Origin of the sequence: Vreelandella malpeensis (genome assembly GCF_020622355.1) — a bacterium.
GTDB lineage: Bacteria > Pseudomonadota > Gammaproteobacteria > Pseudomonadales > Halomonadaceae > Vreelandella > Vreelandella malpeensis.
This window is the reverse complement of record NZ_WHVL01000002.1, coordinates 453,804-479,655: the sequence shown is the minus strand read 5'-3', so window position 1 is coordinate 479,655 and position 25,852 is coordinate 453,804. Positions and strand designations below refer to the sequence as shown.

General features: G+C 64.8%; 16 protein-coding genes. 14 read left to right on the top strand and 2 right to left on the bottom strand.

Annotated features, from left to right (window positions below):
* Nucleotides 1–31: 31 nt before the first annotated feature.
* The 9 genes from GEV37_RS07500 to GEV37_RS07460 all read left to right on the top strand — a co-directional run bounded on the left by GEV37_RS07500 (nt 32) and on the right by GEV37_RS07460 (nt 16,148).
* Nucleotides 32–2,125: a type IV pilus secretin PilQ gene (locus tag GEV37_RS07500; RefSeq protein ID WP_227389606.1), complete on the top strand. Its 2,094-nt coding sequence runs from the start codon at nt 32–34 to the stop codon at nt 2,123–2,125.
* Complete coding sequence (aroK, locus tag GEV37_RS07495; protein WP_227389605.1) at nt 2,125–2,721, top strand: shikimate kinase AroK; 597 nt, start codon at nt 2,125–2,127, stop codon at nt 2,719–2,721. The genes GEV37_RS07500 and aroK overlap by 1 nt, the downstream gene beginning before the upstream one ends.
* Nucleotides 2,718–3,818 carry a 3-dehydroquinate synthase gene (aroB, locus tag GEV37_RS07490; RefSeq protein ID WP_227389604.1) on the top strand — a complete coding sequence of 367 codons (1,101 nt, stop codon included), beginning with the start codon at nt 2,718–2,720 and terminating at the stop codon, nt 3,816–3,818. The genes aroK and aroB overlap by 4 nt, the downstream gene beginning before the upstream one ends.
* A 444-nt stretch (nt 3,819–4,262) precedes the next feature.
* A complete protein-coding gene (gene gltB / locus GEV37_RS07485) occupies nt 4,263–8,705 on the top strand; it encodes a glutamate synthase large subunit (RefSeq protein WP_227389603.1) in 4,443 nt (1,480 codons plus the stop codon).
* A gap of 30 nt (nt 8,706–8,735) precedes the next feature.
* Nucleotides 8,736–10,154, top strand: coding sequence for an FAD-dependent oxidoreductase (locus tag GEV37_RS07480; protein WP_227389602.1), 1,419 nt, complete (start codon nt 8,736–8,738; stop codon nt 10,152–10,154).
* A 150-nt stretch (nt 10,155–10,304) separates the two neighbouring features.
* On the top strand, nt 10,305–11,960 hold the full coding sequence (locus tag GEV37_RS07475; RefSeq protein ID WP_227389601.1) for a CTP synthase: 1,656 nt from the start codon (nt 10,305–10,307) through the stop codon (nt 11,958–11,960).
* 9 nt (nt 11,961–11,969) lie between these two features.
* On the top strand, nt 11,970–12,821 hold the full coding sequence (kdsA, locus tag GEV37_RS07470; protein ID WP_227389600.1) for a 3-deoxy-8-phosphooctulonate synthase: 852 nt from the start codon (nt 11,970–11,972) through the stop codon (nt 12,819–12,821).
* A 98-nt stretch (nt 12,822–12,919) separates the two neighbouring features.
* A complete protein-coding gene (gene eno, locus GEV37_RS07465; RefSeq protein WP_227389599.1) occupies nt 12,920–14,209 on the top strand; it encodes a phosphopyruvate hydratase in 1,290 nt (429 codons plus the stop codon).
* Between the two features lie 544 nt (nt 14,210–14,753).
* A complete protein-coding gene (locus GEV37_RS07460) occupies nt 14,754–16,148 on the top strand; it encodes an L-cystine transporter (protein WP_227389598.1) in 1,395 nt (464 codons plus the stop codon).
* Nucleotides 16,149–16,213: 65 nt separating this feature from the next.
* Here GEV37_RS07460 and fdxA read toward each other — a convergent pair whose 3' ends face one another.
* Nucleotides 16,214–16,537 carry a ferredoxin FdxA gene (gene fdxA / locus GEV37_RS07455; RefSeq protein WP_227389597.1) on the bottom strand — a complete coding sequence of 108 codons (324 nt, stop codon included), beginning with the start codon at nt 16,535–16,537 and terminating at the stop codon, nt 16,214–16,216.
* Nucleotides 16,538–16,691: 154 nt separating this feature from the next.
* Nucleotides 16,692–19,259 (bottom strand): DNA mismatch repair protein MutS, encoded by a 2,568-nt coding sequence (gene mutS / locus GEV37_RS07450; RefSeq protein WP_227389596.1) that lies wholly within the window; start codon nt 19,257–19,259, stop codon nt 16,692–16,694.
* 120 nt (nt 19,260–19,379) lie between these two features.
* On the opposite strand from mutS, the gene GEV37_RS07445 reads away from it, so the two are divergent.
* The 5 genes from GEV37_RS07445 to GEV37_RS07425 all read left to right on the top strand — a co-directional run bounded on the left by GEV37_RS07445 (nt 19,380) and on the right by GEV37_RS07425 (nt 25,691).
* The gene (locus tag GEV37_RS07445) at nt 19,380–19,913 is read left to right on the top strand and encodes a CinA family protein (RefSeq protein WP_227389595.1); all 534 of its coding nucleotides are present in this window, start codon (nt 19,380–19,382) and stop codon (nt 19,911–19,913) included.
* Between the two features lie 82 nt (nt 19,914–19,995).
* Nucleotides 19,996–21,057: a recombinase RecA gene (recA, locus tag GEV37_RS07440; RefSeq protein WP_227389594.1), complete on the top strand. Its 1,062-nt coding sequence runs from the start codon at nt 19,996–19,998 to the stop codon at nt 21,055–21,057.
* Between the two features lie 23 nt (nt 21,058–21,080).
* Nucleotides 21,081–21,551: a regulatory protein RecX gene (locus GEV37_RS07435; protein WP_227389593.1), complete on the top strand. Its 471-nt coding sequence runs from the start codon at nt 21,081–21,083 to the stop codon at nt 21,549–21,551.
* Between the two features lie 147 nt (nt 21,552–21,698).
* Nucleotides 21,699–24,308 (top strand): alanine--tRNA ligase, encoded by a 2,610-nt coding sequence (gene alaS / locus GEV37_RS07430; RefSeq protein WP_227389592.1) that lies wholly within the window; start codon nt 21,699–21,701, stop codon nt 24,306–24,308.
* A gap of 132 nt (nt 24,309–24,440) precedes the next feature.
* On the top strand, nt 24,441–25,691 hold the full coding sequence (locus GEV37_RS07425; RefSeq protein WP_227389591.1) for an aspartate kinase: 1,251 nt from the start codon (nt 24,441–24,443) through the stop codon (nt 25,689–25,691).
* Nucleotides 25,692–25,852: the final 161 nt, after the last annotated feature.

Below are 25,852 nucleotides of genomic sequence, written 5' to 3'. Positions count from 1 at the left end.
ATCGATCGATGTCTACCCGGAAGCCTTGTCTATGGTCATCACCGCTCGCACCACCTTCGCGCTGTTTCTGATCGCCTGCTGGCCCGCCTGGGCCGGCGCCTCGGTGCTGACCGACCTCGAGGTGCGCGACGCCCCTCAGGGCGAGGTGGAGCTTCTGCTCTCCTTCGACGGCGCCCCGGGCGAGCTGACCGGCTACGCGCTCCAGGTGCCGCCGCGTCTGGCGCTGGACCTGGCCGAGACCCAGAATGGTCTGGCCCGGCGCGATCTGCCGGTGAACCGCAGCGGCATCGAGCGTATCACCGCCATCGAAGGCGGTGGGCGCACCCGCTTGATCGTCGACCTGCAAGGCGCCCACGGCTTTCGCTCGATTGCCGCGGACAATCGGCTGAGCGTGTTCTTGTCGCCGGAGGCGGGCGGCACCGCTCAGGCCGGCGCACCCGCACCGGCCTTCAGCACGGCAGCCGCTGCGCCTCGCGCGGCCTCGAACGTGGCATCGCCGGCGCCGGTCACCGGCCCTCTCATCGACAGCATCGATTTTCGCCGCGGTCCCAACGGCGGTGGGCGGCTGCTGGTCACCTTCAGCCAGAGCGGCGTGACGGCCAGCGTCCAGGAGGCCGACAACGGCGTGGTGATCGCCACCCTCGATGACGTGACGCTGCCCGCGAGCCTGGATCAGATTCTCGACACCACCGACTTCGCCACGCCCATCCAGCGCATCACGCCGCGCACCACGCCGCGCGGCGTGCAGCTCGAGATGCAGACCCAGGGCGCCTACGCCATGCTCTCCTCGCAAAGCGGACGGGTGCTGACGGTGGACGTGGAGCCCGCCGCCGAGCCCAGCGAGTCGCTCACCCAGCGCCCCGAGGAGCGCTTCACCGGCGATCGGCTGAGCCTCAACTTCCAAGACATCGAGGTGCGGGCGGTGCTGGCGACGCTGGCCCAGTTCACCGGCTTGAACCTGGTGGCCAGCGACAGCGTCACCGGCCGGGTGACGCTGAACTTGAACGACGTGCCCTGGGACCAGGCGCTGGCGCTGATCCTGCAAAGCCAGGGGCTGTCGAGCCGCGAGCAGGGCAACGTGATCGTGATCGCCCCGGCCGGGGAGCTTGCCGAGGTCGAGCGTCAGGAGATCGAGTCGCGCAACCAGCGCCAGACCCTGACGCCGCTGGTGACCGAGTTCATCGAAGTGCGCTACGCCCGCGCCGAGGATTTCGCCCAGCTGCTGCGCGGCGCCGAGGGCTTCGGGCTTCTGACCGAGCGGGGCCGGGTGAGCGTCGACCAGCGCACCAACACGCTGCTGGTGCAGGATACCGCCGAGCAGATCCGCGAGATCACCGCCACGCTCGATCGGCTCGACGTCGCCGTGCGCCAGGTGCAGATCGAGGCGCGCATCGTCATCGCCCGGGACACCGCCTCGCGGGAGCTCGGCATCAACTGGGGGCTTTCCAGCACGCGCGGGTTCGAACTCGTCGGTGACGGTAGTGGGCAATACCAGCGTCGCGACATCAATCCGGGCGGCATTAACCGCGCTCAAGGTGGACTCGCGGTCGATCTCGGTCCGGGCGCGGTGGCCGGTACCGGGTTCAGCTTCGGCTATCTGGCCGGCGATGTGCTGCTCGATCTCGAGCTCCGGGCGCTGGAGAGCGAGGGCAAGAGCCAGACGATCTCGCAGCCGCGCATCATTACCGCCAACCAGCGCACCGCGACCATTCGCCAGGGCGAGGAGCGGGCGTTCCAGAGTGTGGACGTGCAGGGCAACCCGGACACCCAGTTCAAGGAGGCGGAGCTTTCGCTTGAGGTCACCCCGCAGATCACCCCGGACAACCGCATCATCATGGACCTGGTGATCAAGAACGACAGCTTTCGTGAAAGCGAATTCGGTGGCGAGCCGCCCATCGACACCAACCAGATCGAGACCCAGGTGCTCGTCGACAATGGTCAAACCGTGGTGCTTGGCGGTATCTTGACTACCGAGCAGCTCAGTCAGATCGCCAAGACCCCGCTTCTGGGCGATCTGCCGATCCTGGGGCATCTGTTTCGCTACACCCAGGAGAGCAATGACAAGGTAGAGCTGTTAGTGTTCATTACTCCACGACTACTTGATGATGGCTTGGCGGTTCGTTGATGCAGGATTTACCCAACCTTTTTCTGATCGGCCCCATGGGGGCCGGCAAGAGCACCATCGGTCGGCTGCTGGCTGCGGAGCTCTCGCGCCGTTTCCATGACAGCGACCACGTCATACAGGAGCGCTGTGGCGCCGACATTCCCTGGATCTTCGACGTCGAGGGCGAGCCCGGCTTTCGCTTGCGCGAGGTGCAGACGATCGACGAACTCACCCGCCTTTCCGGCGTGGTGCTGGCCACCGGCGGCGGGGCGGTGCTACGTGAGGAGAATCGCCGGGCGCTGCGCGAGCGCGGCACCGTGGTCTATCTGTTCACCACCGTCGAACAGCAGCTGAAGCGTACCGCCCGCGACAAGAATCGCCCACTTCTGCAGCGTGTCGACCGCGAACAGGTGCTCAACGAGATGTTCACCCTCCGCGACCCGCTCTATCGTGCCACCGCCGACGTCATCGTGCGTACCGACCGGCGCAGCCCGCGCGCGGTGGTCAGCGACATCCTGCATCGCGCCCGGTGCCTGAACGACTCGCTCGACCGTCTCGATCCGCCCGATGCCCGGCCCTTTGGCTCCCAGGCATCCGACTCCAAGGTGTCCCCATGACCGCAAGCGCCACGCGCACCCTGAACGTCGCGCTCGGAGAGCGCAGCTATCCCATTCACATCGGCGCCGGCGTGATGCGCCGTCCGGATGCCCTGACACCTTACCTGGCGGGCAGCCAGGTGATGATCGTCACCAACGAGAGCGTGGCACCGCTGTATCTCGACGCGCTGCGCGCGGGGCTGCCCGAAAGTCTGGATGTGCGCACGCTGGTGCTGCCCGACGGCGAGATGTACAAGAACCTCGAGCAGGTCGAGCGCATCTGGGACGCGCTGCTCGGTGCCGGCTTCAACCGCCGCTGCACGCTGGTCGCGCTCGGGGGCGGCGTGATCGGCGACATGGTCGGCTTTGCCGCCGCTGCCTACCAGCGCGGTGTGGCGTTTATCCAGGTACCCACCACGCTGCTCTCCCAGGTCGACTCCTCGGTGGGCGGAAAGACCGGCGTCAACCATCCGTTGGGCAAGAACATGATCGGCGCCTTCCATCAGCCCAAGGCCGTGCTGATCGATACCGACACCCTGAAGACGCTGCCCGCCCGCGAGCTCTCGGCAGGTCTGGCCGAGGTGATCAAGTACGGCCTGATTCGCGACGAGGCGTTTCTTGGCTGGCTCGAGAACAACATGACCGCGCTGCGCTGCATCGATGCCGAGGCGGTCAGCGAGGCGATCGCCGTGAGCTGCCGAATCAAGGCCGATATCGTCGCCGAGGATGAGACCGAGCAGGGCGTACGCGCGCTCTTGAACCTGGGGCACACCTTCGGCCATGCCATCGAGGCGCATCAGGGTTACGGCAACTGGCTGCATGGCGAGGCGGTGGGTGCCGGCATGGCGATGGCCGCCGCGCTCTCTTGTAAGCTCGGCATGATCGATGTGTCGGCCCTTGCGCGCACAAGAGCGGTGATCGAAAGCGCCGGGCTGCCGCTGGCCGCGCCTGCCAACATGAGCCGCGAGGATTTTCTCGTTCGCATGCGCCTGGACAAGAAGAACGTCAATGCAAGGCTGCGCCTGATTCTGCTCGCGGCCATCGGTGAGGCGGTGATCGACGACCAGACGCCGCCGGCCATACTCGACGCGCTGCTCGACGACTACCCGCGCCGCTGAAACAGCTTCTGCATTCCCGCAACGTTACCCGCCTGATGGCGGGTAGCGTCGTTTCAGGGGCATGAAAGGCGCCTGCATGCAGTAATCGGTATGGCATATACGCTATCGGCATGGATTTTTAAGATGATGTTAGACTAAAGTCTATGTCTCTGTAGTGACGATGTGATCGAACAGTGTTCACTTTTTAAGTGGTTGACGCATCTATGTTTTTTTACGTAACCAAAGCGCAAATGCAGGATTTGACAAGGATTTTAGAAGGTTTCGTGCGGCGCGACGATTGCGCTGGCAGGGGGCAAATGGCTATGCTGAGCGGCCATTTTGAACGGGCAGCGACGCCATGAGGGCGAGAGCCTCGAGCGGGAAATGAGCCGATAAATAAAAAGAAAACCCGCCATTAAAGCATAATGATGCTGCCAGTAAAATACCTTGACTAGAGGCACGCCCATGAACAGAGGTCTTCATCAGCCTGGCGAGTTTCGTGACAACTGCGGTTTCGGGCTCATCGCCCATATGCAAGGGCAGGCCAGTCACGATCTCTTGAAGACAGCGATCGAATCGCTGACCTGCATGACCCACCGTGGCGGTATCGCCGCCGACGGCAAGACCGGCGACGGCTGCGGCCTGCTGCTCAAGATGCCGACGCGCTTCATGCGTGAAAGCGCCCGCGAGGCGCTGGACGCCACCCTCGGTGAGCACTTCGCCGTGGGCGTGATCTTCCTGCCCGCCGATGACGCGCGCGCCCGTCAGGCCCGCGAGACCCTGGAGCGCGAGCTGGCCGCGCGCGGCCTTGCGTGCGTTGGCTGGCGCGACGTGCCGACGGATCCGAGCGTCTGCGGGCCGATGGCGCTGGACTGTCTGCCCCGTATCGAGCAGGTCTTCGTCGAGCCCGGCAACCGCGACACCTTCACCGTGGATCTGTTCATGGCGCGCCGGCGCGCCGAGCAGGCGCTCAAGCAGGAGGAGGATTTCTACGTCGCCTCGCTCTCCTCCGAGGTCGTCTCCTACAAGGGCCTGGTGATGCCGGAAGACCTGCCGGCGTTCTACAAGGACTTGAACGACGAGCGCCTGGAAACCGCCATCTGCGTGTTCCACCAGCGCTTCTCGACCAACACCGCGCCGCGGTGGCCGTTGGCCCAGCCGTTTCGCCTGCTCGCTCACAACGGCGAGATCAACACCATCGAGGCCAACCGCGGCTGGGCCAACTCCCGCAAGGCCAATTTCGTCAGCGACCGGCTGCCGGACATCGCCGAGCTCGACGAGATCGTCAACACCACCGGCTCCGACTCCTCGAGCATGGACAACATGCTCGAAGTGCTGCTCACCGGCGGCATGGAGCTTCACCGCGCGGTGCGCATGATGGTGCCGCCGGCGTGGCAGAACGTCGAGACCATGGACGCGGAGCTGCGCGCATTCTACGAGTACAACTCCATGCACATGGAGCCCTGGGACGGTCCCGCCGGCGTGGTCATGACCGATGGCCGCCAGGCGGTGTGCATGCTTGATCGTAACGGCCTGCGCCCGGCGCGCTGGGTGATGACCAAGAACGGCTACATTACGCTGGCCTCCGAAACCGGCACCTACGGCTACAAGCCGGAGGACGTGGTCGCCAAGGGCCGCGTAGGCCCGGGCCAGATGCTCGCCGTCGACACCCAGACCGGCGAAGTGCTGCACACCGACGACATCGATAGCCGGCTGAAGTCCGCCTACCCCTACAAGCGCTGGCTCAAGGAGCAGGCCAACTACCTCGAGTCCGCACTGACCGAGCTTGCTCGATTCCAGAACATGGACGGCGAGGCGCTGGGCGTGCAGCAGAAGATGTTCCAGGTGACCTTCGAGGAGCGTGATCAGGTGCTGCGCCCGCTGGCGGAGAGCGGCCAGGAAGCGGTCGGCTCGATGGGTGACGACACGCCGATGGCGGTGCTGTCGAGCCGTCCGCGCCTGCTCACCGACTACTTCCGCCAGAAGTTCGCCCAGGTGACCAACCCGCCGATCGACCCGCTGCGCGAGGCGATCGTGATGTCGCTGGAAACCTGCTGCGGCGCGGAGCTCAACGTCTTCAAGGCGACTCCGGAGCACGCCCATCGCCTGATCCTGACCACGCCGATCCTGTCGCCGCGCAAGTTCACCGCGCTGGTCAGCCAGGAGGACCCGGCATTTTCGAGCTGTACGCTGAGCCTGGGCTACGACCCGGAGACGACCAGCCTCAAGCAGGCGGTCGCCGCACTTGCCCAACGCGCCGAGCAGCGTGTGAAAGAGGGGTGCGTGCTGCTGGTGCTTTCTGACGCCGAGCTGCCCAAGGGCGAAGTGCCGATCCAGGCCGCGCTCGCCGTCGGCGCTGTGCACAGCCACCTGGGGCGGCTGGCCATGCGCCCGATGGCGAACATTATCGTCGAAACCGGCTACGCCCGCGACGCCCACCAGATGGCGGTGCTGTTCGGGGTGGGGGCGACCGCCGTCTACCCGTGGCTCGCCTATCAGGTGATGGCGGACATGCACCGCGTCGGCGAGCTGACCGGCAACCCGGCGGATACCCGCGAGAACTACCGCAAGGGCCTGCAGAAGGGGCTCTTCAAGATTCTCTCGAAGATGGGGATCTCGACGCTCGCCTCTTACCGCGGTTCGATGCTGTTCGAGGCGGTGGGACTGAATGACGAGATCATGGATACCTGCTTCGTGGGCATGGCCTCGCGCATCCAGGGCGCCGGTTTCAGCGAGCTGCAGATGCAGCAGACACTGCTGGCTCGGGACGCCTGGTCGCCGCGCAAGGGGCTCTCCCAGGGTGGTCAGCTCAAGTACGTGCACGGTCACGAGTACCACGCCTACAACCCGGACGTGGTGAAGACCCTGCAGGCCGCCGTGCAGGAAGGCAGCTACGCCAAGTGGAAGAAGTTCGCCCAGCTGGTCAACGAGCGCCCGGTGGCGACCATTCGCGATCTTCTGCAGGTGAAGCCAAAGGATGACGCCATCCCGCTCGACGAGGTCGAGTCCGTCGAGAGCCTGCTGCCGCGCTTCGACAGCGCCGGCATGTCCCTCGGGGCGCTGTCGCCGGAGGCCCACGAGGCGCTGGCCCAGGCGATGAACGAGGCCGGCGGTCGCTCCAACTCTGGCGAAGGCGGCGAAGACCATGCCCGCTACGGCACCATCCGAAGCTCCAAGATCAAGCAGATCGCCTCCGGCCGCTTCGGCGTCACGCCGTCGTACCTGGTCAACGCCGAGGTGCTGCAGATCAAGGTCGCCCAGGGCGCCAAGCCCGGCGAAGGCGGCCAGCTCCCCGGCGGCAAGGTCAACGCGCTGATCGCACGTCTTCGCTACGCAGTGCCCGGCGTGACGCTGATCTCGCCCCCACCGCACCACGACATCTACTCGATCGAGGACCTGGCCCAGCTGATCTTCGATTTGAAGCAGGTCAACCCCGAGGCCCAGGTATCGGTCAAACTGGTCTCCGAGCCCGGCATCGGCACCATCGCCACTGGCGTTGCCAAGGCCTACGCGGATTTGATCACGGTGTCCGGCTACGACGGTGGCACCGCCGCGAGCCCGCTGACCTCGATCAAGCACGCCGGCTCCCCCTGGGAACTCGGTCTTCCCGAGGTGCACCAGGCGCTGCGCATCAACGGGCTGCGCGACAAGATTCGCCTGCAGACCGACGGCGGCCTGAAGACCGGTCTCGACGTCATCAAGGCGGCGATTCTGGGCGCCGAGAGCTTCGGCTTCGGCACCGCCCCGATGGTCGCGCTCGGCTGCAAGTACCTGCGCATCTGCCACCTGAACAACTGCGCCACCGGTGTGGCGACGCAAGATGACTACCTGCGCGGCGAGCACTTCCGTGGCACCGTCGACATGGTCAAGAACTACTTCCGCTTCATCGCCGAAGAAGTGCGCGAGATCATGGCCCAGCTCGGCGTGCGAAAGCTCACCGACCTGATCGGTCGCACCGACCTGCTGGAGGCGATCGAGGGCCACACCGCCGCCCAGCGGGGGCTCGATCTCACGCCGCTGCTGAAAAACGATTTCGTTCCGGCGGATGCGCCGCAGTTCTGCACCGTCAGCCGCAACGTGCCCCACGACCCGGGCGCCAAGAACCAGGAAGTGCTCGAGGCGATCAACAGCGCCATCGAAAACCGCTCCGGCGGCGACTTCAGCTTCTCGATCACCAACTGTGATCGCAGCGTGGGTGCGCTCTCCTCAGGCGCCATCGCCAAGCGCTACGGCGAAGAGGGGCTGGAAGACGCCCCGATCACCGCGCGCTTCACCGGGGTAGCCGGGCAGAGCTTCGGGGTGTGGAACGCGCGTGGCTTGAACTTGTACCTCGAGGGCGACGCCAACGATTACGTCGGCAAGGGCATGAACGGCGGACGCATCGTCATCGTGCCACCGAAGGTCAGCGAGTTCGAAAGCCACAAGACGGCGATCGTCGGCAATACCTGCCTGTACGGCGCCACCGGTGGCACGCTGTTCGCCGCGGGCGTGGCCGGCGAGCGTTTCGGGGTGCGCAACTCCGGTGCCACTGCGGTCATCGAAGGCGCGGGTGATCACTGCTGCGAATACATGACCGGCGGGCTGGTCTGCGTGCTGGGTGAAACCGGCGTCAACTTCGGCGCGGGCATGACCGGGGGCTTTGCCTACGTGCTCGACGAACAGCGCGACTTCGTGGACAAGTACAACCATGAGCTGGTGGAGATCCACCGGGTGAACACCGAAGCGATGGAGGCCTACCGCCGCCACCTGCGCGAGATGATCGAGGCCTACGTGGCCGAGACGGGCTCACGCCGCGGCGCCGCCATTCTGGAAGACTTCAGCGACTACGTGCGTCACTTCTGGCTGGTCAAGCCGAAGGCGGCGAGCCTGGGTAGCCTGCTGGATCAATCTCGGCGTCAGCCGCAGTAAACCCGTGCCTACGCCGAGAGGAGAGAGATCATGGCCAACCGTTTGAGCAACGATTTTCAGTTCATCGACGTGGGTCGCAAAGACCCGCAGAAGAAGGAGGCGCACACCCGCGCCCGTGAATTCGCCGAAATCTACGAGCCGTTCAAGCCGACGGATGCGGCGAGCCAGGCACACCGCTGCCTGCACTGCGGCAACCCGTACTGCGAGTGGAAGTGCCCGGTGCACAACTACATTCCCAACTGGCTGCAGCTCGTCGTGGAAGGCAACATCATCGAAGCCGCCGAGCTTTCCCACAAGACCAACTCGCTGCCGGAGGTATGCGGACGCGTCTGTCCCCAGGACCGCCTGTGCGAGGGGGATTGCACCCTCAACGACGGCTTCGGTGCGGTCACCATCGGCTCGATCGAGAAGTACATCACCGACACGGCGTTCGCCATGGGCTGGCGTCCGGACATGTCCAAGGTGGTGTGGACCGACAAGAAGGTCGCGATCATCGGCGCCGGGCCTGCGGGCCTTGGGGCTGCTGATATCCTCGCCCGCAACGGCGTCAAGCCCGTGGTGTTCGACCGCCACCCGGAGATCGGCGGGCTTCTGACCTTCGGTATCCCCGAGTTCAAGCTCGAGAAGAACGTCATGGAGCGCCGCCGCGCGGTGTTCGAGGAGATGGGCGTCGAGTTTCGCCTGAACGTCGAGATCGGCGTGGACATCGAGTTCGATACCCTGGTGCAGGAGTATGATGCGGTGTTCCTCGGCATGGGCACTTACCAGTACATGGAAGGCGGCTTCCCGGGTGAAGATCTGCCCGGCGTCCACAAGGCGCTCGATTTCCTGATCGCCAACGTCAACCGCCGCCTGGGTTTCGAGAAGGACCCGGCGGACTACATCTCGATGGAAGGCAAGCGCGTGGTAGTGCTTGGCGGCGGTGACACCGCCATGGACTGCAACCGCACCTCGATTCGCCAGCGCGCGGCGAGCGTGACCTGCGCCTACCGCCGCGACGAGGAGAACATGCCGGGTTCGCGGCGCGAGGTGGCCAACGCCCGCGAAGAGGGCGTCGAGTTCCTGTTCAACCGCCAGCCCGTGGCGGTGGTCGGCGAAGGCAAGGTCGAGGGCGTGAAAGTGGTGCGCACCCGTCTTGGCGAGGCCGACGAGAACGGCCGCCGCCGCCCGGAGATCGTGCCCGGCTCCGAAGAGGTGATTCCGGTGGACGCCGTGGTGGTCGCTTTCGGTTTCCAGGCAAGCCCGATTCCCTGGTTCGAGGGCTCGAGCATCGAGGTGTGCGAGCGCAACCTGGTCAAGGCACCGGAGCACGGCCGCTTTGCCTTCCAGACCACCAACGAAAAGATCTTCGCCGGTGGCGACATGGTGCGCGGCTCGGATCTGGTGGTCACCGCCATCTACGAAGGCCGCCAGGCCGCCGAGGGCATGCTGGACTACCTGGGGGTGTAGCGCGCAGGCGGGGAGGGCGCGCCAGGCGCTCTTCCCGCTGCCGCCCGCCGGGCAGTTCAATTGAGCCCAAAGGCGTACTCTGCTATTCTGTCGTCCCATCCTGGTGTGGCTTTCTGCAACACCCCTTGATCACGTTTCTACAGGTTTTCCATGACACGATATATCTTCGTGACCGGCGGCGTTGTGTCCTCTCTTGGCAAGGGCATTGCGTCGGCCTCGCTGGCGGCGATTCTCGAGGCTCGCGGCCTCAAGGTCACCATGCTCAAGCTCGACCCGTACATCAACGTGGACCCGGGCACCATGAGCCCCTTCCAGCACGGCGAGGTGTTCGTCACCGAGGATGGCGCTGAAACGGACCTGGACCTGGGCCACTACGAGCGCTTCATTCGCACCAAGATGACCCAGGGCAACAACTTCACTACCGGCCGAGTCTACGAGCACGTGCTGCGCAAGGAGCGCCGCGGTGACTACCTGGGCGGAACGGTGCAGGTGATTCCGCACATCACCGACGAGATCAAGCAGCGCGTCTACGAAGGCGGCGAAGGCTTCGACGTGGCGCTGGTCGAGATCGGCGGCACCGTCGGCGACATCGAGTCGCTGCCGTTTCTGGAGTCGATCCGCCAGATCAGAAGCGAACTCGGCGCCAATCGGGCGCTGTTCATGCATCTGACCCTGGTCCCGTACATCAAGACCGCCGGCGAGACCAAGACCAAGCCGACCCAGCACAGCGTCAAGGAGCTGCGCTCGATCGGTATTCAGCCGGACATCCTGATCTGTCGCAGCGAAGTCGAGCTCGAGGAGAGCGAGCGGCGCAAGATCGCGCTGTTCACCAACGTCGAGGAGCGCGCGGTGGTGCCGCTGCAGGACGCGGACACCATCTACCGCATCCCGTTGATGCTCCACGAGCACGGCCTCGACGATATCGTCTGCGACAAGCTGCGCTTGGACGCGGCCCCGGCGGATCTCGACGAGTGGGTCAAGGTGCTCGACGCCAAGCTCAACCCGCTGAAGTCGGTGAGCATCGCCATGGTCGGCAAGTACATGGAGCTGCTCGACGCCTACAAGTCCCTCAACGAGGCGCTGATCCACGCCGGTATCCAGGGGCGCATCAAGGTCAACGTCGACTACATCGACTCCGAGGACATCGAACGCCACGGCACCGAGCGTCTGGCGGGCAAGGACGCGATTCTGGTACCCGGCGGCTTCGGCGAGCGCGGTGTGGAAGGCAAGATTCTGACCGCTCAGTTCGCCCGCGAGAACAACGTGCCTTATCTCGGCATTTGCTTGGGGATGCAGGTCGCGGTGATCGAGTTCGCTCGCAACGTGGCGGGCTGGACGGACGCCAACTCCACCGAGTTCACCCACGACACGAAACACCCGGTGGTCGGCCTGATCACCGAGTGGATCAATGCCGAGGGCAAGATCGAGCTGCGCGACGCGGCGTCCGATCTGGGCGGCACCATGCGCCTGGGCGGTCAGGTGTGCCACCTGAAATCGGGAAGCCGGGCGCGCGAGGCCTACGGTTCGGACGAGATCGTCGAGCGCCACCGCCACCGCTTCGAGGTGAACAATCAGTTCATCGACGAGCTGGAGAAGGCGGGCCTGGTGATTTCCGGCAAGAGCGTGGACCAGTCGCTGGTCGAGATGGTCGAGCTTGCCGACCACCCGTGGTACGTGGCGTGCCAGTTCCACCCGGAGTTCACCTCCACACCGCGCGACGGCCACCCGCTGTTCTCGGGCTTCGTCAACGCCGCCCTCGAGCACAAGGCGGTTCGCACCCGCGCCCACGCCGCACCCCACGAGTAAGGAGCGACGATGGCTGTCAACGAACGCCATATCGATATTGCCGGCCTGAAGGCCGGCAACTCCCTGCCGCTGATGCTGCTCGGCGGCATGAACGTGCTGGAGTCCGCCGAGCTTGCCTTCGAGGTGGCCGCCGCCTACGTTGAAGCGACCACGGCACTCGGCATGCCCTACGTCTTCAAGGCAAGCTTCGACAAGGCCAACCGCAGCTCGATCCACTCGTTTCGCGGGCCGGGCCTCGACAAGGGCCTGCAGATACTGGCCGACATCAAGGCGCGCCACGGCGTGCCGATCATCACCGACGTTCACGAGCCGCACCAGGCCGCCGCGGCGGCGGAGGTGGCGGACATCATCCAGCTGCCGGCGTTTCTCGCCCGCCAGACCGATCTGGTCGTCGCCATGGCCAAGACCGGGGCGGCGATCAACATCAAGAAGCCACAGTTTCTCGCTCCTCACGAGATGCGCCACATCATCACCAAGTTCATCGAGGCCGGCAACGACCGCCTGATGCTCTGCGAGCGCGGGTCGAGCTTTGGCTACAACAACCTGGTGGTGGACATGCTCGGCTTTGGCGACATGAAGGAGACCGGCTATCCGCTCTTTTTCGATGTCACCCATGCGCTTCAGCGCCCCGGCGGTCGCGCAGACAGCGCCGACGGGCGTCGCGCCCAAGTGGCGGAGCTTGCCCGCGCCGGTGTCGCCGTAGGCCTGGCCGGGCTCTTTCTGGAGGCGCACCCGGACCCGGACAACGCCAAGTGCGACGGGCCCTGTGCGCTGCCGCTCGATCAGCTCAAGCCGTTTCTGAGCCAGCTCGTCGAGCTCGACGCGCTGGTCAAGGGCTTCGAGCCGCTCGTCATTCGCTAGACACCGGCAAGGCGGCACCGACCATGAGCGGTGCCCACGGGAAACGCCGTCATTCATTGGATCGCACGTAGTAGACCGATAATCAAAAGGACGCTGTCATGACCAAGATTGTGGATATCACCGCCCTCGAAGTGCTCGATTCCCGCGGCAATCCCACCGTGAGTGCCACGGTGCGCCTGGAAAGCGGCGCGGTGGGCCAAGCCTGCGCGCCGAGCGGCGCCTCGACCGGCTCCCGCGAGGCCTTGGAGCTTCGCGATGGCGACAAGGCGCGCTATCTCGGCAAGGGCGTGCTGAAGGCGGTGGACGCGATCAACGGCAGCATCCGCGAGACACTGGTCGGCATGGACGCGCGCGACCAGCGTGGTCTGGATGACGCCATGCTCGAACTCGACGGTACCGATAACAAGGCGAACCTTGGCGCCAATGCGATCCTTGCGGTGTCGCTGGCGGCGGCCAAGGCGGCAGCGAATGCCAAGGGCGTGGCGCTCTACGCCCACATTGCCGAGCTTTTCGGCAAGCCCGGTCAGTACAGCATGCCGGTGCCGATGATGAACATCTTGAACGGCGGCGAGCACGCGGACAACAACGTCGATATTCAGGAGTTCATGGTCCAGCCGGTGGGCGCGGCCAACTTCCGCGAGGCGCTGCGCATGGGCGCCGAGATCTTCCACGCGCTTAAGAAGGTGCTCTCCGCCCGAGGTCTTTCCACCTCCGTGGGCGACGAGGGCGGCTTCGCGCCGAACCTTTCCTCCAACGCCGAGGCGCTTGCCGTCATCAAGCAGGCGGTGGGCGATGCAGGCTACACGCTCGGTGACGATGTGACCCTGGCGCTCGACTGCGCCTCTTCCGAGTTCTACAAGGATGGCCAGTACGACCTTTCCGGCGAAGGCCAGCGCTTCGACGCCCAGGGCTTCGTAGACTACCTGGCGGGACTTTGCGAGGAGTATCCGATCGTCTCCATCGAGGACGGCATGGACGAGTCCGACTGGGCGGGCTGGAAGGCGCTGACCGACAAGCTGGGTGACAAGGTACAGCTGGTCGGCGACGACCTGTTCGTCACCAACACCAAAATCCTCAAACGCGGCATCGACGAGAAGATCGGCAACTCCATCCTGATCAAGTTCAACCAGATCGGTTCGCTCTCGGAAACCCTGGACGCCATTCAGATGGCCCAGGAAGCCGGCTTCACTGCGGTGATCTCGCACCGCTCCGGCGAGACCGAGGACACCACCATCGCCGATCTGGCCGTGGGCACTGCTGCCGGCCAGATCAAGACCGGCTCGCTCTGTCGCTCCGATCGCGTCGCCAAGTACAACCGCCTGCTGATGATCGAAGCGGAGCTTGGCAACGTCGCCTACCCCGGACGCAAGGCCATCAAGGGGCAGTGACCCGTGTAAGCAATCGCTTAAAAAAATGTAAGACATCTCTTACTTGAGGCGAGGAAAATCGCTCTGGAAACGGTAATTCAAGACGGATTTTACCTCTAATTAAAACTCAAGTTTTTGATTTTAAAGCCATGCTGTATCGAAGGGTGAGCCGAAAGGCTCGCCCTTCGCACTCCTGGAGCTTTTTGCCAAAACGGCAATCTCTGTCACACTGCCCCAAGGACTAGGGGAGGCAAGGATGCTTTAGGCAGAAGAGAGTGATGTCAGGGTGCGCCGGGCGATGAAGTGATTTTGGCCCCGGCAGGGAAGGTCACCCAGGAGGTATGACACAGGGAGTGGTCAGAGGAAGTGCTTGGAGCGGGCGACCTACGGGTCGCCTTTTTTTATGCTCGTCGATACGAAAACTTTCAGTTGGTTATAAGTAAAATGCATTGTTATTCCTTTCCACTATTACTTACCATGACGCGCCTGGATTAGCGGGCTATCTACATAGCCTGTCCGTGGCACTGGCTTCAGTGCCGCTGTTTGCCACTAGGAGACGGTTTCCATGCCCTGGTTAGTAGCCATTAATGTATTGATTTTCGCGCTCGCCATCGTGGCGCTCGCGCGCTGGCAGCGAAGCGGCGCCAGCTTGTCCCGGGTGGTGCTGGCGGGCCTTGTGGTCGGGGTAGTGCTCGGTGCCCTGCTGCAGGCCCTCTACGCCGACGACACGGCGACGCTCACCGGCACCATCGACTGGGTCAATCTGGTCGGCGGCGGCTATGTGCAGCTCTTGAAGATGATCATCATGCCGCTGGTACTGGTGACGATCCTCTCGGCGGTCACCCGGCTGCATGATGCCAGCGCCCTGGGCAAGATCAGCGTCGGCGTGCTGGGGCTTCTGATGATCACCACGGCGATCTCGGCGATCATCGGCATCGGCATGACCCAGCTGTTCGGCCTTTCCGCCGAGGGACTCGTCCAGGGTGCGCGCGAGCTCGAGCGCGGCCAGGACATCATCGAGCGCAGCGCCCAGGTGGCGGATCTGACCGTGCCCCAGCTGCTGCTGTCGTTCATTCCCAGCAACCCCTTCCAGGACCTGGCCGGCGCTCGCCCCACCTCGATCATCAGCGTGGTGATTTTCGCGGCTTTTCTGGGCATGGCGGCGCTGGGCATCAAGCGCGAGAACCCCGTCCTCGGCGACAAACTGATCGATGGTATCGACGTGGTACAGAAGTGGATCATGCGTCTGGTGCGCATGGTGATTCGCCTGACCCCTTACGGCGTTCTGGCGCTGATGGCGAAGGTGGTGGCCACCTCGAACCTCGATGACATCCTCGGTCTTCTCGGTTTCGTGGTCGCCTCATATATCGGCCTGGCGCTGATCCTGGTGATGCACGCGCTGTTTCTCTCCGGGGCCGGCGTCAATCCGCTGCGCTACTTCAAGAAGGTGTGGCCGGTGCTGACGTTCGCGTTCACCTCGCGCTCGAGTGCGGCGACCATCCCGCTCAACATCGAAGCCCAGGTAGATCGCATCGGCGTGCCGCCGGCGATCGCCAACTTCGCCGCTTCCTTCGGCGCCACCATCGGCCAGAACGGCTGCGCGGGGCTGTATCCGGCAATGCTCGCCATGATGATCGCGCCCACCGTGGGCATCGATCCGCTCTCCTTCGAGTTCCTGGCGACCCTGGTGCTAGTGGTGACGTTGGCCTCTTTCGGCATTGCAGGCGTGGGTGGCGGGGCGACCTTCGCGGCGATCATCGTGCTCTCCACGCTCGATCTTCCCATTGCGCTGGCCGGGCTTCTGATCTCCATCGAGCCGCTGATCGACATGGGCCGCACGGCGATCAACGTCAACGGCTCGATGACCGCCGGCACGGTGACCAGCCGGCTGCTGGGCCAGCATGACGCGACGGTCTTCGCCGCCGAGTCCGACGAGCTGGGTGAGCCGCGAAGCGTCTAGCCGGCACGTTTTCATGCCATGAAAAAAGCCACCCGCGGGTGGCTTTTTCGTGTGTGCGTCGTGGTTCAGCGTTCGAGCTTCTCGAGCTTGCCGCTCTTGCCGTCCCACTCCTCGGCGTCCGGCAGGGCGTCCTTCTTCTCGTTGATGTTGGGCCACACTTCGGCAAGCTCGGCGTTGATCTCGATGAACTGCTGCTGGCCGTCCGGCAACTCGTCTTCGGAGAATATCGCCTCGGCGGGGCACTCCGGCTCGCACAGCGCGCAGTCGATGCACTCGTCCGGGTGGATGACCAGGAAGTTCGGGCCTTCGTAGAAGCAGTCGACCGGGCAGACTTCCACGCAGTCGGTGTATTTGCACTGGATGCAGTTTTCGGTAACGACGAACGTCATCGGTTGGATCCTCTTGCCTGGCCGCCGGCGGCCACGGTAGTCGTAAATGATTGCTAATCGCGTATGGTTATAAGCTAACCAGTTTTTATAAGATAAAGCGCATGGCGAGTATTCTAGAGGCGGCGCCTTGCGGCGGCAAGCGCGAACTCGCCCCTCACAAGAGCTCGTCGCGCCACCGGTAGAGCAGCGTGAGCGCCTCGCGAGGTGACAGCTCGTCCACCTCCAAGGTGGAAAGAGCCTCCACCACCGGATGCGGGCCGCTGGCGAACAGGTCGTTCTGCAGCGGTGCCGCCGGCGCAGTCGGCAGGCGCTGCTGCTCGTCGACATCGCGCTGCTCCAGCGTCACCAGCTTCTCGCGAGCACGAGCGATGACGCCGCCGGGGACGCCGGCGAGCTGGGCAACCTGAAGCCCGTAGCTCTGGCTCGCCGGGCCGTCCTCGATGCGGTGCATGAAAACGATACCGTCGCCGTGCTCGGTGGCCGTCAGGTGGATGTTCGCCACGCCGTCGCCGTGCTCGGCCAGGGCCGTCATCTCGAAGTAGTGGGTGGCGAACAGCGTCAGCGCACGGGTGCCGGCCAGGTGCTCGGCGCTGGCCCAGGCCAATGATAGCCCGTCGAAGGTGCTGGTGCCGCGGCCGATCTCGTCCATCAGCACCAGGCTCTGCTCGGTCGCGTTATGCAGGATGTTGGCGGTCTCGGTCATCTCCACCATGAAGGTGGAGCGCCCGCCGGCCAGATCGTCCGAGGAGCCGATGCGGGTGAAGATGCGATCGAGCGGGCCGATCTCGGCCTGTTGTGCCGGTACGAAGCTACCGCTGTGGGCGAGCAGGGCGATCAGCGCGGTCTGGCGCATGTAGGTCGATTTACCGCCCATGTTGGGGCCGGTGATCACCAGCATGTGGCGCCTGGGCGAGAGTTCGATGTCGTTGGGCACGAAGGGCGTGTGGCTGACGTGCTCGACCACCGGATGACGCCCGGCCATCACGTGGATGCCGGTGTCGGTGGTGAGCGTCGGGCGCACCCAGTCCAGCGCCTCGGCGCGCTCGGCGAAGGCGCACAGCACGTCGAGCTCGGAAAGCGCCTGAGACGTGCCCTGAAGCTCGCCCAGAATCCCGTTGAGGCTGCCCAGAAGCCGCTCGTAGAGCCACTTCTCGCGCGACAACGCTCGGGATTTCGCCGACAGCGCCTTGTCCTCGAATTCCTTGAGCTCGGGAATGATGAAGCGCTCGGCGTTTTTCAGCGTCTGCCGGCGGATGTACTCCGCCGGCGCCTGCTGGGCCTGGGCCCGGGGCAGCTCGATGAAGTAGCCATGCACGCGGTTGTAGCCAACCTTCAGGTTGGCAAGCCCGGTGCGCTCGCGCTCGCGCCGCTCGAGCTCGACCAGATAGTGACCGGCGTTTTCAGCCAGGCCCCGGTGCTCGTCGAGCTCGGCGTCGTAACCTTCGGCAATCACGCCGCCGTCGCGGATCACCACCGGCGGGTTGTCGACGATCGCCCGGCTCAGGGTGTCCGCCATTTCCGGGTAGGGGCGAATGTGCGGCTTGAGGGCATCGATGGCGCTGCCGCTCTCGACGTTCTCGAGCAGCGCCTGGAGCGCGGGCAGGGCGTTCAGCGCGTCACGCAGCTTGGCCAGGTCGCGCGGGCGGGCGCTGTAGAGAGCCACTCGCGCCAGGATGCGCTCGATGTCGCCAAGCTCGCCGAGCGCCTCGCGAAAGCCCAGATAGGCGCTGTCGAGGGTCAAGAGTGCCACGCCCGCCTGACGCGCCTGGACGATCTCGGTCTGGCGCAGCGGGCGGTTGAGCCAGCGCTTCAGAAGTCGTGAGCCCATGGGGGTCGCGCAGGTGTCGAGCACGCTCGCCAGGGTATTGTCGGCGGTGCCGCCGAGGTTGATGTCGATCTCGAGGTTGCGCCGGCTGGCAGCATCGATCACCACCGCGTCGTCGCGGTTCTCCACCGTAATCGCGGTGACGTGGGGCAGGCGCGAGCGCTGGGTGTCCCGGGCGTAGTCGATCAGCACGCCGGCGGCGATGAGTGCGCTGGTGAGGTGAGCGCAGCCGAAGCCGCGCAGATCCTGCACCTCGAACTGATCGCACAGGCTGCGCGTGGCGCTCTCGAGATCGAACAGCCACTCGCCCTGACGGCGCAGCGTGCGCTTTTGCGCCCAGGGCTCGGGCAGGGTGAGGTTTTCCGGTACCAGCAGCTCCGCCGGTGCCAGGCGGGTAAGCTCAGCGAGCATTTCCGCTTCGCTTTCGACCTCGAGCACGTTGAAGCGCCCGCTGGCGAGCTCGAGCCACGCCAGGCCGAAGCGCTCGCGGCCCGGGGCGAGGGCGACCAGCACGTTGTCGCGTCGGGCGTCGAGCAGTGCTTCGTCGTGCAGCGTGCCCGGGGTGACGATGCGCACTACCTGGCGCTCCACCGGGCCCTTGCTGGTGGCCGGATCGCCGATCTGCTCGCAGATCGCCACCGACTCGCCGGCAGCCACCAGCCGGGCGAGATAGCCCTCGGCACTGTGGTAGGGCACGCCGGCCATGGGGATCGGCTTGCCGCCGCTCTGGCCCCGGGCGGTCAGCGTGATGTCCAGAAGCCTCGCGGCGCGCTTGGCATCGTCGAAGAAAAGCTCGTAGAAATCCCCCATCCGGTAGAACAGCAGTACCTCGGGGTGGTCGCGTTTGATCTTCAGATATTGCGCCATCATGGGCGTGTGCGCGGGGCTTTGTGACATGGGCGTCCTGATCGAGTGTGGCCCGGGGCAGCGTTTGCACCTTGGCCGGTGTTCGAGTTCTATGGGCAAGTGAAACGCAGTATTCTACGCTGAACTGAGTACCTACATGAAGGAGTCTGCATGCCGAACGGCGCCTCTGGCCTGAAAAATCTCGATCTGGCGCTTTTGTCCCGGCGGCTGGGCAAACTGTGCCTTGCGCGCGGCGTGGCGCTGACCACCGCCGAATCCTGCACTGGCGGCGGCATTGCCTCGGCGATCACCGCCGCACCCGGAAGCTCCGGCTACTTCGGCTCGGGCGTGGTGACCTACTCCAATGCCGCCAAGACCCGGCTGCTCGGCGTGCCCGAGGCGCTGCTCGAGACCCACGGCGCGGTGAGCGAGGCGGTGGTCAACGCCATGGTGAAGGGGGCGTGTCGCGAAAGTGGCGCCACACTCGGCGTGGCGGTCAGCGGCGTGGCAGGCCCGGACGGCGGCAGTGACGACAAGCCTGTGGGTCTGGTGTGGCTTGCCATCGGTAACGAGACCCATCAGGAGGCGATGCGCTTCGTGTTCCCCGGCGATCGCCAGGCGGTGCGCGAACAGGCGGTGCGTGAGGCGCTGGTGGCGCTGATACTTCATCTTTCACGCTCCGACCACGACGCCCCCGACGAATAAATAGCGAGTTGGTGCTTTGTTTACCGGCCAACATTTGGCATAATACTGGGTAATTATACAGTCCATCGCGAGGAAGCTTCACATGGCTCAAGACGATAATCGCACCAAGGCGCTCAACGCCGCGCTCAGCCAGATCGACCGTCAGTTCGGCAAGGGCACCGTCATGCGCCTGGGCGATGCCCCGCGCGTGGTGATGCCGTCGGTCTCCACCGGCTCGCTGGGCCTGGATATCGCGCTTGGCATCGGCGGTCTGCCGTTTGGCCGGGTGGTCGAGATCTTTGGTCCGGAATCCTCGGGCAAGACAACGCTGACGCTTTCGGTGATCGCCCAGGCGCAGAAGCAGGGCAAGGTGTGCGCCTTCGTGGACGCCGAGCACGCGCTCGACCCGAGCTACGCCGAGAAGCTGGGCGTCAACCTGGACGACCTGCTGGTCTCTCAGCCGGACACCGGTGAACAGGCCCTCGAGATCACCGACATGCTGGTACGCTCCGGCGGGGTCGACGTGATCATCATCGACTCGGTGGCGGCCCTCACCCCGCGCGCCGAGATCGAAGGCGAGATGGGCGACTCCCACGTCGGCCTGCAGGCGCGCCTGATGTCCCAGGCGCTGCGCAAGATCACCGGCAACATCAAGAACGCCAACTGCCTGGTGGTGTTCATCAACCAGATCCGCATGAAGATCGGCGTGATGTTCGGCAGCCCCGAGACCACCACCGGCGGTAACGCCCTCAAGTTCTACTCGAGCGTTCGTCTGGACATTCGGCGTACCGGCTCGGTGAAGAGCGGCGATGAGGTCACCGGTAACGAGACCCGCGTGAAAGTGGTCAAGAACAAGGTGGCCCCGCCGTTCCGCCAGGCCGAGTTCCAGATCCTCTACGGCAAGGGTATCTACCACGCCGGCGAAGTGATCGATCTGGGCGTGCAGTGCAACCTGGTCGACAAGGCCGGCGCCTGGTACAGCTACAAGGGCAACAAGATCGGCCAGGGCAAGGCCAACGCCTCGCAGTTCCTCGAGGATAACCCGGCGATCATGGAAGAGATCGAAAGCCAGATCCGCGCCCAGCTCTTGGTACAGGCCGAGCCCAAGAAGGAAGAGGCGTCGGTGGCGGACGTTGACGCCGACGGTGACGACGATCTGCTTTGAGCCACGCCTTGCCGGAGTGACCCATGTTCGGCACTGAAAGCGCCACCCCACGCGGGGTGGCGATCCAGCTTCTGGCGCGGCGCGAGTACTCCCGCGCCGAGCTTGTCGATCGGCTCGTCAAGAAATCCTTCGAAGCCGACGACATCCAGGCCTGCCTCGATGCCCTCGAGGAGCAGGGCCTTCAATCGGATACCCGCTTTGCCGAGAGTTTCGTGCGTACGCGCATCCTGCGCGGCCAGGGCGTCATTCGCATCAAGCAGGAGCTCAGGCTTCGCGGCGTGAACGGCGAGATGCTGGCGGCGGCTATTGCCGAGGTCGAGCGCCAGGAGTGCATCGACTGGTTCGAACTCGCCGCCGAGGCCTGCCAGCGCCGTTTCGGCGAGTCCGTGGCCAACCTGCCCCCCAAGGAGCGCGCCCGCCGCGAGCGCTTTCTCGCCAATCGCGGCTTCGACTTCGATCAGATCCGCCACGCGCTCTCACCTCGGGACGCCTGATACCACTCAAAGCCTGCCCTCCTTTACCGTGACGCGATGCATCGTGGCTTTAGTCGCGTGACAACTTCGTTATAATGGATGTTTTGCGTGCCCCGAGGTAGCCGCAACAGCGCCGGGGGCATCACGCTTTATCGCCACGGAACCCCTATGAAAAGCGCAGAGATCAGGCAGGCCTTTCTTTCCTATTTCGAAGAACACGGGCATACCGTGGTTCCCTCGAGCTCGCTGGTGCCCGGCAACGACCCGACGCTCTTGTTCACCAACGCGGGCATGGTGCCGTTCAAGGACGTCTTTCTGGGTCGCGACCCGCGCCCCTACGTGCGCGCCACCTCGGCTCAGCGCTGCGTGCGCGCCGGCGGCAAGCACAACGACCTGGACAACGTCGGTTACACCGCGCGCCACCATACCTTCTTCGAGATGCTGGGCAACTTCAGCTTCGGCGACTACTTCAAGCGTGACGCCATCCGCTTCGCCTGGACCTTTCTGACCGAGACCCTGGGGCTGCCCAAGGAGAAGCTCTGGGTCACGGTGCATATAAGCGACGATGAGGCCGAGCGCATCTGGAAGGACGAAGTGGGCATCGACCCCGAGCGCTTCTCAAGGCTCGACGAGGACAACTTCTGGCAGATGGGCGATACCGGGCCCTGTGGGCCGAGCTCGGAGATCTTCTTCGACCACGGTGCCGACGTATGGGGCGGGCCGCCCGGAAGCCCGGAAGAGGACGGCGACCGCTACATCGAAATCTGGAACCTGGTTTTCATGCAGTTCGACCGCGACGCCGAGGGCAACCTCAATCCGCTACCCAAGCCCTCGATCGATACCGGTATGGGTCTCGAGCGCGTGGCAGCGGTGATGCAGGGCGTGCACTCCAACTACGAGATCGATCTGTTCCAGAACCTGCTCGCTGCGGCGGCGAAGGCCACCGGGCATGACGATCTCGAGGCGCCGTCACTACGCGTGATCGCCGATCATATCCGCTCCTGCGCCTTCCTGATCGCCGACGGCGTGCTGCCCTCCAACGAAGGCCGTGGCTACGTGCTGCGCCGGATCATTCGCCGCGCGGTGCGTCACGGCCACAAGCTCGGCGCCACCGGCACCTTCTTCCACGCGCTGGTCGAGGCGCTGGATCAGGAGATGGGCGACGCTTATCCGGAGCTTCGCCAGGCCCGAGAGCAGATCGCCCGCGTGCTGCTCAAGGAAGAGGAGCAGTTCGCCCGCACGCTGGATCACGGCATGGGCCTTCTTGACGAGGCACTGACGTCGCTCGAGGGCGATACTCTCGCCGGCGAGACCGTGTTCAAGCTCTACGACACCTACGGCTTCCCGTTCGATCTGACCGCCGACGTCTGCCGCGAGCGTGGCGTCAAACTCGACGAGGCAGGTTTCCAGCAGGCCCTCGAGGCCCAACGCGAGCGTGCCCGCGCCGCCAGCCAGTTCGGCGCCGACTACAGCGCCAACATCGAGCTCGAGGGCGCGACCGACTTCACCGGTTACGAGCAGTTGTCCGATGACGCCACGGTGATCGCGCTGGTCGACGGCGAAGGCAATGCGCTCGCGGCCCTCGAGGCGGGACAGAAGGGCACCGTGGTGCTGGATCGCACGCCGTTCTACGGCGAGTCCGGCGGCCAGGTGGGCGATACTGGCTACTTGCACGTCGAGGGCGGGCGCTTTCAGGTCACCGATACCCAGAAGCAGAGCGGGCACCACCTGCACCAGGGCGTGATGGTGGAAGGCACGCTGAGCGTGGGCGCCGGCGTGCGCGGCGAGGTCGACACGGGCCTTCGCGCCGCCACGGTGCGCAACCACTCCGCGACCCACCTGCTGCACGAGGCGCTGCGCCTGGTGCTGGGCGACCACGTCCAGCAGAAGGGATCGCTGGTCAACGCCGATCGGCTGCGCTTCGATTTCAGCCACTTCGAGGCGATGAGTGCCGAGCAGCTCGAGGAGGTCGAGCGGCTGGTCAACGAGCAGGTGCTGGCCAACGCCCCGACCCGGATCGAGCAGATGAGCCTCGACCAGGCCAAGGCCAAGGGAGCGGCGGCGCTGTTCGAGGCCAAGTACGCCGATAGCGTACGCGTGCTGACCATCGGTGCCGACGACTTCTCCATCGAGCTGTGCGGCGGTACCCACGTGGCGCGAAGCGGCGACATCGGCTGCTTTCATATCGTCAGTGAGGCGGGCACTGCCGCCGGCGTTCGGCGGATCGAGGCGATCACCGGCGAGAACGCGCTGGCGTACTTCCAGCAGCAGGAGGCCACGCTCATTCGTCTGGGCGCGCGGCTGAAGGCGAAGCCCGAGCAGGTGGAGGCGCGCGTCGAGTCGCTGTTCGAGCGCAACCGCAGCCTCGAGAAAGAGCTCGAGCAGCTCAAGGCGAAGCTCGCCAGCGCCGCCGGCAGCGACATGCTCGGTCATGCCCAGGAGATCGCCGGGGTGAAGCTTCTAGCCACTCAGCTCGAGGGTGTTTCCGGTAAGGACCTTCGCGGCATGCTCGACCAGCTCAAGCAGAAGCTCGGCTCCGGCGTGATCCTGCTGGCGGTGGCCGATCAGGCAGCGGGCAAGGTGAGCCTGATCGCCGGCGTCACCGACGATTTGACCGATCGGGTCAAGGCGGGTGAGCTGGTCAACTTCGTGGCCGCCCAGGTGGGCGGAAAAGGGGGCGGTCGGGCCGATATGGCCCAGGCCGGCGGCAGCCGTCCCGAGGCCCTGCCGGAAGCGCTGAAGGGCGTTCCGGCCTGGCTCGAAAACACGCTTCGCTGAGGCGACGGCCGATGGCATCCTGTGCCATCGGCCTTTTATTATCCGATCGGGAAGCGGCGGGGCCATGGTGGCCTGCAGGGCTCGCCGCGCTCGATCGATCCTTTGACTCCGAACGCATAGGGAAACCGGCATATGGCACTATACGTACAAAAGTTCGGCGGCACCTCGGTAGGTTCCGTCGACCGCATCAAGGCCGTGGCGGAAAAGGTGAAAGGCTTTCGCGACCAGGGTCACCAGGTAGTGGTGGTCGTCTCCGCCATGAGCGGCGAGACCAACCGCTTGACCGATATGGCTCACGCCCTGAACGAGGACCCTGCGCCGCGCGAGATGGACATGCTGCTCTCCACCGGCGAGCAGGTGACCATTTCGCTGCTGGCCATGGCGCTTCAACGGCTCGGTGTCAGCGCCACGTCCCACACCGGCGCCCAGGTGGGTATCCACACCGACAGCGCCTACACCAAGGCGCGTATCCAGCGCATCGAGACCGATGACCTGAAGTCCGACCTGGACGCGGGCAAGGTCGTGGTGGTGGCGGGCTTTCAAGGCGTGGACGAGAACGGCAACATCACCACGCTCGGCCGCGGCGGCTCGGATACCACCGGCGTTGCTTTGGCCGCCGCGCTCAATGCCGACGAGTGCCAGATCTACACCGATGTCGACGGTGTCTACACCACCGACCCGCGGGTGTGCTCGAAGGCCCAGCGCCTGGAAAGCATCACCGTCGAGGAGATGCTCGAGCTTGCGAGCCTCGGCTCCAAGGTGCTGCAGATCCGCGCGGTGGAGTTCGCCGGCAAGTACAACGTTCCTCTCCGGGTGCTGTCGAGCTTCCAAGACGGCCCCGGCACCCTGATTGTTGCAGACTCTGACCAAGACGAGGATTCCATGGAAGAACCGCTGATCTCCGGTATCGCCTTCACCAAGAACGAAGCCAAGCTGACGCTTTTGCATACCCCGGACGTACCCGGTGTCGCCTCGCGCATTCTCGGCCCCATCGCCGATGCCAACATCGAAGTCGACATGATCGTGCAGAACGTCGCTCCCGCCGGCGACTACACCGACTTCACCTTCACCGTCGCCAAGGGCGACTACAAGGCCACCAAGCGCCTTCTGGAAGAGAGCGTGATCCCGGATCTCGGCGGCGGGGAGCTTCGTGGCGACGACAACATCGCCAAGGTCTCGCTGGTCGGCGTGGGCATGCGCTCGCATGCGGGCGTGGCGTCCAAGATGTTCCGCGTGCTGGCCGACGAGAACGTCAACATCCGCATGGTCTCCACCTCGGAAATCAAGATTTCCGTGGTCATCGACGAGAAGCACATGGAATTGGCCGTCAACGCGCTGCACAAGGCATTCGGTCTGGATAAGGCAAATATAGAATCCGAATAACATTTGTGCTCTAAACCTTCTACGCTAAGAGGTAACTTGCTGCCCAAGGTGGTGAGCTAACTTGCAACGGAAGGTTCGAGTGTCAAGGCGCCAGAGGCAACAGTCGTTGGTGACGCGTGTCGCTTTGCCGCATAATAGGCGGCGGTGACGCCTCTGGCGGA